7 protein-coding genes are annotated in these 6,637 nt (G+C 64.0%); 5 read left to right on the top strand and 2 right to left on the bottom strand.

Features of this window, described 5'->3' with window-relative positions; genetic code table 11:
* Nucleotides 1-131: 131 nt before the first annotated feature.
* Both H7C19_RS33050 and H7C19_RS33045 read left to right on the top strand, forming a co-directional pair.
* Nucleotides 132-791: an MgtC/SapB family protein gene (locus tag H7C19_RS33050; protein WP_185673350.1), complete on the top strand. Its 660-nt coding sequence runs from the start codon at nt 132-134 to the stop codon at nt 789-791.
* A gap of 866 nt (nt 792-1,657) precedes the next feature.
* Nucleotides 1,658-1,873 carry an alpha/beta-type small acid-soluble spore protein gene (locus H7C19_RS33045; RefSeq protein WP_185673349.1) on the top strand — a complete coding sequence of 72 codons (216 nt, stop codon included), beginning with the start codon at nt 1,658-1,660 and terminating at the stop codon, nt 1,871-1,873.
* A gap of 188 nt (nt 1,874-2,061) precedes the next feature.
* Here the strand turns inward: H7C19_RS33045 and H7C19_RS33040 are convergent, their stop codons facing one another.
* Entirely contained in the window at nt 2,062-2,538 is a 477-nt protein-coding gene (locus H7C19_RS33040; protein ID WP_185673348.1) for a hypothetical protein, read from the bottom strand.
* 349 nt (nt 2,539-2,887) lie between these two features.
* On the opposite strand from H7C19_RS33040, the gene rsmD reads away from it, so the two are divergent.
* Both rsmD and coaD read left to right on the top strand, forming a co-directional pair.
* Nucleotides 2,888-3,448 (top strand): 16S rRNA (guanine(966)-N(2))-methyltransferase RsmD, encoded by a 561-nt coding sequence (gene rsmD / locus H7C19_RS33035; protein WP_185673347.1) that lies wholly within the window; start codon nt 2,888-2,890, stop codon nt 3,446-3,448.
* Entirely contained in the window at nt 3,445-3,963 is a 519-nt protein-coding gene (gene coaD, locus H7C19_RS33030; protein ID WP_185673346.1) for a pantetheine-phosphate adenylyltransferase, read from the top strand. The genes rsmD and coaD overlap by 4 nt, the downstream gene beginning before the upstream one ends.
* An 89-nt stretch (nt 3,964-4,052) precedes the next feature.
* Here coaD and H7C19_RS33025 read toward each other — a convergent pair whose 3' ends face one another.
* Complete coding sequence (locus H7C19_RS33025; protein ID WP_185673345.1) at nt 4,053-5,288, bottom strand: nucleoside recognition domain-containing protein; 1,236 nt, start codon at nt 5,286-5,288, stop codon at nt 4,053-4,055.
* Nucleotides 5,289-5,696: 408 nt separating this feature from the next.
* Here H7C19_RS33025 and H7C19_RS33020 point away from each other — a divergent pair, with 408 nt between their 5' ends.
* Complete coding sequence (locus H7C19_RS33020) at nt 5,697-6,521, top strand: MBL fold metallo-hydrolase (RefSeq protein WP_185673344.1); 825 nt, start codon at nt 5,697-5,699, stop codon at nt 6,519-6,521.
* The last annotated feature ends 116 nt before the right edge of the window (nt 6,522-6,637 follow it).

Genomic DNA, 6,637 nt, shown 5'->3' with positions numbered 1-6,637 from the left:
ACGGCATGTATGCGTTTCCCGCGCCATCATGTCCGCATGACCTCCGATAAAAACGTATCGCCCTCTTTCGAGGAGGAGGCGGGACCGTTTTGACTAGGCTATCCGAAGGCCGCGACGAAGGAGGAAGGAGCATGGAGATCGAATGGCTGCTGCGCGTGGTCGTTGCCGGTCTGTGCGGCGCGTGGATCGGGTACGAGCGCAAAAACCGGATGAAGGAAGCCGGCATCAAGACCCATTTTATCGTCGGGATCGGCGCCGCGCTGATGATGATCATCTCGAAGTACGGCTTCCGGGACCAGATCGGCTGGGAGAATCTCTCGCTGGACCCTTCCCGGATCGCGGCGCAGGTCGTGAGCGGCGTCGGCTTTCTGGGCGCGGGGATGATCTTCTTGCAGAAGATGACGGTCAAAGGGCTGACCACGGCGGCGGGCGTCTGGGCGACGGCCGGTCTGGGCATGGCGATCGGCTCCGGGCTGTACGTGATCGGGATCGGCGCGACGCTGATCATCCTCGCGGCGCAGAAGGTGCTGCACGGCGGGTGGCGCTGGTTCCGCTCGCCGAAGACCGAACAGTTCTCGCTGCGGCTGGGCGACGAGCCGGGCGCGCTAAGCGAGCTGCTGGCGCTGCTGAAGGCGCAAGGGATCGCGCTGCTCGCCTTCCAGGCGGAGCAAGGCGGAGCGGGCGAGCTGTCGCTGGAGCTCACGGTCAAGCTCCCGCCGGGCTACGGCGTGGCCGACTGGCTGGCGGCGGTAAGCGAAGCCCCCTATATTCGGTCCGCGGACACCAACTAGCCGCAGCCGAGCGTTCCTCCCGCGCCCGAGCGCCAACCGGCCGGGGTGCCGCAGCCCGGCTCAAGAACGCCTTCCGCGATGGCGAGATCCCCTCAGCACGCCGCAAGAAGGCTGATTTTTTCCTTGGACACGGGGAGGAAACGCCACATGCCCGCAGCAGCATCGTACGCATGCCGGGAAAACGTCAAAGCCGCCGGGATATCCGGCGGCTTGGAGGCGTAGGAGGCGCAATGACGGGTGACGGCAAGTTAGCGTTTGGCATGAGGTTTGTCTTGGGACCCTTGCTTCAGCGTCTCCGCCACTTCGACGACCAAATAGGCCAAATAATTTCTGAGCGAAAGGCGTTGCTGTTTCATCCGACATCACACCTCCTTTTCGCGTGACATTCTATACCATATTTTTACACGGCGAATGGAAGATTGAAACAGGATTTGTCCGTTCGGGAAGGGTAAATTCGTTCCCTAGACCCTTGCGGCGGATGATTCGGACCTTCTGCACGCGGATGCGGACCCCGACGATCCCGGATGGGCCGGGAAGATCGGTGTTTCAACGGAGGCGCGCGGGTCGGTAATCCTTAGGAAAGGCGGGCAAGCGTTCGCCCGTCTGCCGCCAAGGGAGGGAACGAGAATGGCGCAACGGGAAGGCAATGCGTTCGGCGGGATGATCTACGGGCTGTTGTTCGCGGTTCCGGTTTGGTCCCCGGTGGCTTTGGGCCTCTATTATTGGCATTGATGCGGCAGCGGCTTGAGCGGTCTGCGGCACCGATCCGCGAGGGTCGCCCGGACTGCGGAATTCTCCCCAAAAGATTTGAATAAAAGGGGAATGAGCCCCGCATACTAGGGTGGCAAATCGTGGAGGTGATAATCATGGCAAACGATCGCAACTCAAACCAACTCGTGGTTCAACAGGCGAAAGCGGCTCTGGAGCAATTGAAGTACGAAGCCGCTCAGGAACTGGGCATCTCCATCCCGCAAGACGGCTACTACGGCAATATGATTACGAAAGACACCGGCCGAATCGGTGGCAACATCACGCGCCGCTTGGTGCAAATCGCCGAGCAGCAACTCGCAGGACGTCCATAAGCGAGGGCAGCCCGTCCGGCTTCGGCTGGACGGGCTGTTCTTTTTTAGGGGCGCCGCAGGCGAATCGGAGCGAGTTATCCACAGTCGGGCTGTGTAGAAATCCGGCGATCTGTGCGCATTGACAGCGGCTTGACGCCGCCTTAACCTGGGCTTGACAAAAGTGGCGGCTTCCGGCGGTCCGGACGGCGCTACCGGCGATTCTCCAGCGTCGCCAAAGGGATGCGGGCGAGAATGCTGGTTCCGTCCAGCACGTAGAGAGAGGCGTCGATCGCGGCCGACGCCACGGCGGACAGATCGGCGTCCTTGCCGATCTGATATTCGACATGGCAGACGGTCTCCCGACCGGGCTCGAAGGACCCGGATACCCCGGCGCCGCGGAGGGTCATCTTGTCGTATTTGCCCTTGCGGACCTCCATCATCGCGGCCAGCTTGGCATTCGGGATGACGTTGATCTCGAGTCCGGACGGATGATTGCCCGGATACTCCTCGGCGGCGATCCGCTCGTCCCCGAGATTGCGGATCTTGAAGTCGTAGCGGAGAATCCGCTGGGTCTTGATCACGTTCGTCTCGACGCTCGTAATCTCGAGATCGGCCGGACGGCCCGCGCCGAGCAGCAGCGGCAGCAAGCCGGCGCCAAGCAGCAGGAGAGAGAGCTTTTTCAGCATGTCGTTCGCCTCCGGTAGGGGATAGGGGTCTGCGAGAATGCGGTCCTGCCGCAAAAAAATCGAGCCCCGTCTCGCGACGAGGCCCTTCATGGGAGAGGAGAAACCGGACGAAGAGCTTATGGGGAAACGTAAGTCTTCTCCGCGGTTGTCCCCGACGCCTCTCGGCGCCGGTACTATCAGTGTGACCGCCCGGACGGGAATTATACGTCGCTTCGGTAAAAAATTTGGGACGGGAGCGCGAATTTGTCGAAGGGGCGCTTTTGCGTGCTCCGGGAATGTGGTAACATAGCACCAACGAAAAGCCGCGGGCCACCCGCGGCTGTCTACGCGCGCAGAGGGATGACGGCAGATGAGAGTAATATCGGGAGACGCCAGAGGGCGGGCGCTGAAGGCGGTCCCCGGGCAGTCGACGCGTCCGACGACGGACAAGGTAAAGGAAGCGCTGTTCAGCATGATCGGACCCTACTTCGACGGCGAGCGGGTGCTGGATCTGTTCGCGGGAACGGGCGGTCTCGGCATCGAGGCGCTTAGCCGGGGAGCCGGGGAGGCGGTGTTCATCGACGCCAACCCGCGCAGCATCGAAGTCGTGCGCGCCAACCTGGAGGCGACGCGGCTGACGGAGAAGGCGCGGGTCTACCGGAACGACGCCAAGAAGGCGATCAAGCTGCTGGAGCAAAAGGGCGAACCGTTCGATCTCATTTTTCTCGATCCGCCATATGCGCTAAAGGACTGCGACGCGCTGCTGCTCGATCTGTTGGAGCGCGGTTTGGCGGCGCCGGATGCGGTGGCCGTCGTCGAGCACGAATCCAGCTTCGACTACGGGGACCGCATCGGCCCGTTCGAACGCCGCCGCCTCGCGCAGTACGGCGAGACGGCCGTATCTATCTATCGGCAGGAGGAATCCGAATGACCCCCAATTCCGCCCGGAACGACGGCGAACGACGTATCGCGGTATATCCCGGCAGCTTCGACCCGGTGACCTTCGGCCATCTGGATATTATTCGCCGCGCGGCCAAGCAGTTCGACACGCTGATCGTCGCGGTGCTGAACAATACGACCAAGAGCCCATTGTTCACGGTAGAGGAGCGGACCGGCTTGCTCCGGGAAGTGACGAAAGACCTGCCGAACGTGGAGATCGACAGCTTCAGGGACCTGCTCGTCCGCTATATGCGGTCGCGCAACGCCCAAGTGAGCGTGCGGGGGGTTCGTTCCGTCACGGACTTCGAATACGAGCTGCAGATGGCTTCGACGAACCGGCAGCTGGACGAAGGCATCGAGACGATCTTCATGATGACCAATCCGAAGTACTCTTATCTCAGCTCCAGCATCGTCAAGGAGATCGCCAAATTCAACGGCGCGGTGCAGGATCTGGTGCCTCCGGCGGTAGAGGCGGCGCTGCGCCGCAAGTTCGCCGCCAAAGCTTAAGCGGGGCCGCGGCTCCGAAGAGCAAGAGGGCTGCCCGAAGCGCGAAGCGCTTCTCGGGCAGCCCTCTTGCTCGTTCATGCAGCCGGCCGTCAGCGGGGAGCGGAAGGCGGCTTGCGCCCGCCGCCCGCATCCCGTTTGCCTTTGGGGCGGATGAGCGAAGCCAGCAGCGCCAGCAGGACGAAGCCGCCCAAGCAGGCGAGCGACGCGAGCATCGTCTCGGAGAGCAGCGCGAGTCCGGCGGGCAGCGGGCCCTCGCCTGCGGCCGCCGCGAACGCGGGAGCCGGGAGAGCGCCCCCGTATCGCTCGGCCGCGATGGCGAGCGGATACGTGAAGGCGATGGCTATCGCCGCGTGCAGCAGGCGCCCTGCGACGAAGCGGCCCCAGGGGAAGGGAGCGCCGCCGCCGAAAGCGGCCCGAGCCTGGAGCAGGCCGCTCCAGCCGCTCCAGGCGAGGACGGCGGCGAGCAATACGGCCGCGTGGGCGGGAGCGGCCTCGAACAAGGCGGAGCGGCTCGCGTCGTAGGCGCCCAGATGCATCTCGTATAGGCCGGGCACGGTGAGCCAGGCGTCGGTGCCGGGGAAAAAGATCTGCAGCATGCGGAGCAGCACGGCGCTCATCATGATGAGCCCGCCGACCGCGAACAGCGTCGTCACGGCGTGGGTGACGGAGTCCCCGATCTGCCTGCCGAACGGACGCCCGTCCTGAGCGCGCGCTTCGCGGATGACGCGGACCGCGCGGCGGAGCAGGGCGCGCGGCTCGCCGGCCGGCATCGGCGGCGCGAGCGGCTCCCGTCTCTTGGTCAGCCACGCCCACAAGGCGCCGGCCGCGACGGCGGAGAGCCAGAGGCCGGCTGTGATCGCCCAGCCGTAGGCGGGCGCCTGGAGGAAGGCGCCGCCGACCACGACGACGATCAGGAACGGATTCGGCATATGCGACACGAGCAGCAGCGTGTCCACGTCGCGGCTCTGCACCAGCCCTTGCTCGCGCAGACGGGCGGTCTCCTTCGCCCCGGCGGGCATGCCTGCCGACCAGCCGAAGGCGATGACCCAGCCGGCGGCGCCGGGCAGCCGGAACAGACGCCGGGTGAGCGGTTCGCCGAGCGTGCCGAGGCCGTGAAGCATGCCCGACGCGGCGAGCAGCTCCGCGAGCATCAAGGGCGCGAGCAGCCCGGGGAAGACGGTCTGCCACCAGAGCTGCAGTCCGGCGAGGGATGCGCGGAACGCCTCTCCCGGCGCCTTAACGATGCCGATCACGAGAAGCAGCGCGCATGCGCCGAATAAGATGGATAGCATAGCGGAGACTCTGCGGCTCCGGAGGTCGGTCATCTCTTCATCTCCTTCGGTCCTGCCGACGATCTTGCCCGCCCGGGGGGCCGGCGGCGGGAAAGCCCATTCCCAAGTGAGGGGGAAGTCCGTCACAGGTAACGGGGAAGCCCGTTCCCAAGTGGGGGGGAGTCCGTCCCAGGTGACGGGGAAGCCCATTCCCAAGTGAGAGGGAAGTCCGTTCCCAAATGACGGGGAAGTCCATTACCAAACTGTACGCGGACGAGCGGGACGATAGACCACCCTTGTCCGGGAATGGAGGGGGAGCGAAGACGAAGAGGCGCTGGTGAAGCGGAGAGCAGGAAAAAAGCGAAGGAACGGGAAATAAGATCAGCCCGTTTGGGTGGACGACCTTCCCGGCGCGCATTTAGAATAGAGGTCTACGATTCTGCCGGGAGAGGAAGAATCTGGATGGAAAAATACGTATGCAAAACTTGCGGCGTGCAATACCCGCCGGCAGCGGAGCCGCCGGAGAGCTGCTTCATCTGCAGCGACGAACGACAGCATGTGCCGGCGGGCGGGCCAGCATGGACCACGCTGGAAGCGATGAGGGAAGAGGGAACCTACCGCAACGCGTTGACCCGCGAGGAGGCCGGGCTCTACGGCATCGTGACCCAGCCCAGCTTCGGCATCGGCCAGACCGCTTATTTGGTATGCGACAACGGCTTCAACACGCTGTGGGATTGCATCACCTATCTCGACGCGGAGACGATCACAGCCATCGAACGGCTCGGCGGCATCCAGGCGATCGCCATGTCTCATCCCCATTATTATTCGACGCAGGCGGAGTGGGCGGAGACGTTCGGCGCAGTTCTCCATATCCATGAAGACGACCGGGCGTGGGTTGCGCGGCCTGGCGAGCATGTCCGGTTCTGGTCCGGCGAGACCTGCCGGCTGTCGGACGGCGTGACGCTGCACCGGCTGGGCGGGCATTTCCGGGGAGCCGCGGTGCTGCATTGGAGCGAGGGCGCCGAGGGAGCAGGGGTCATGCTCAGCGGCGACGTCATTCAAGTGGTGGCGGACAGGCGTTGGGTCAGCTTCATGTACAGCTATCCGAATCTGATCCCGCTGCCGGGCAGCACGGTGGCGCGGATCGCGGAGCAGGTTCGGCCGCTTCCGTTCGAGCGGCTGTACAATGCGTTTCACCGCGTGGTGCGCGCGGACGCGAACGCGGCAGTGCAGCGCTCCGCGCAGCGGTATATCCAAGCCTTGCAGGGAGAGCTTTTCGATACCTAATAAACGGTGCGAGATAGGGCAAGAGGCGGTTTCAAGAGGTCGAAGAAGACCGATGGGACAGCCTCTTGCTTTGTTATCGATTCGCAAGGTAAAAGAGACGCACACAGTACGTCACA

The organism is Cohnella nanjingensis (assembly GCF_014212125.1).
GTDB lineage: Bacteria > Bacillota > Bacilli > Paenibacillales > Paenibacillaceae > Cohnella > Cohnella nanjingensis.
This window is presented reverse-complemented; position numbering and strand designations above follow the sequence as displayed.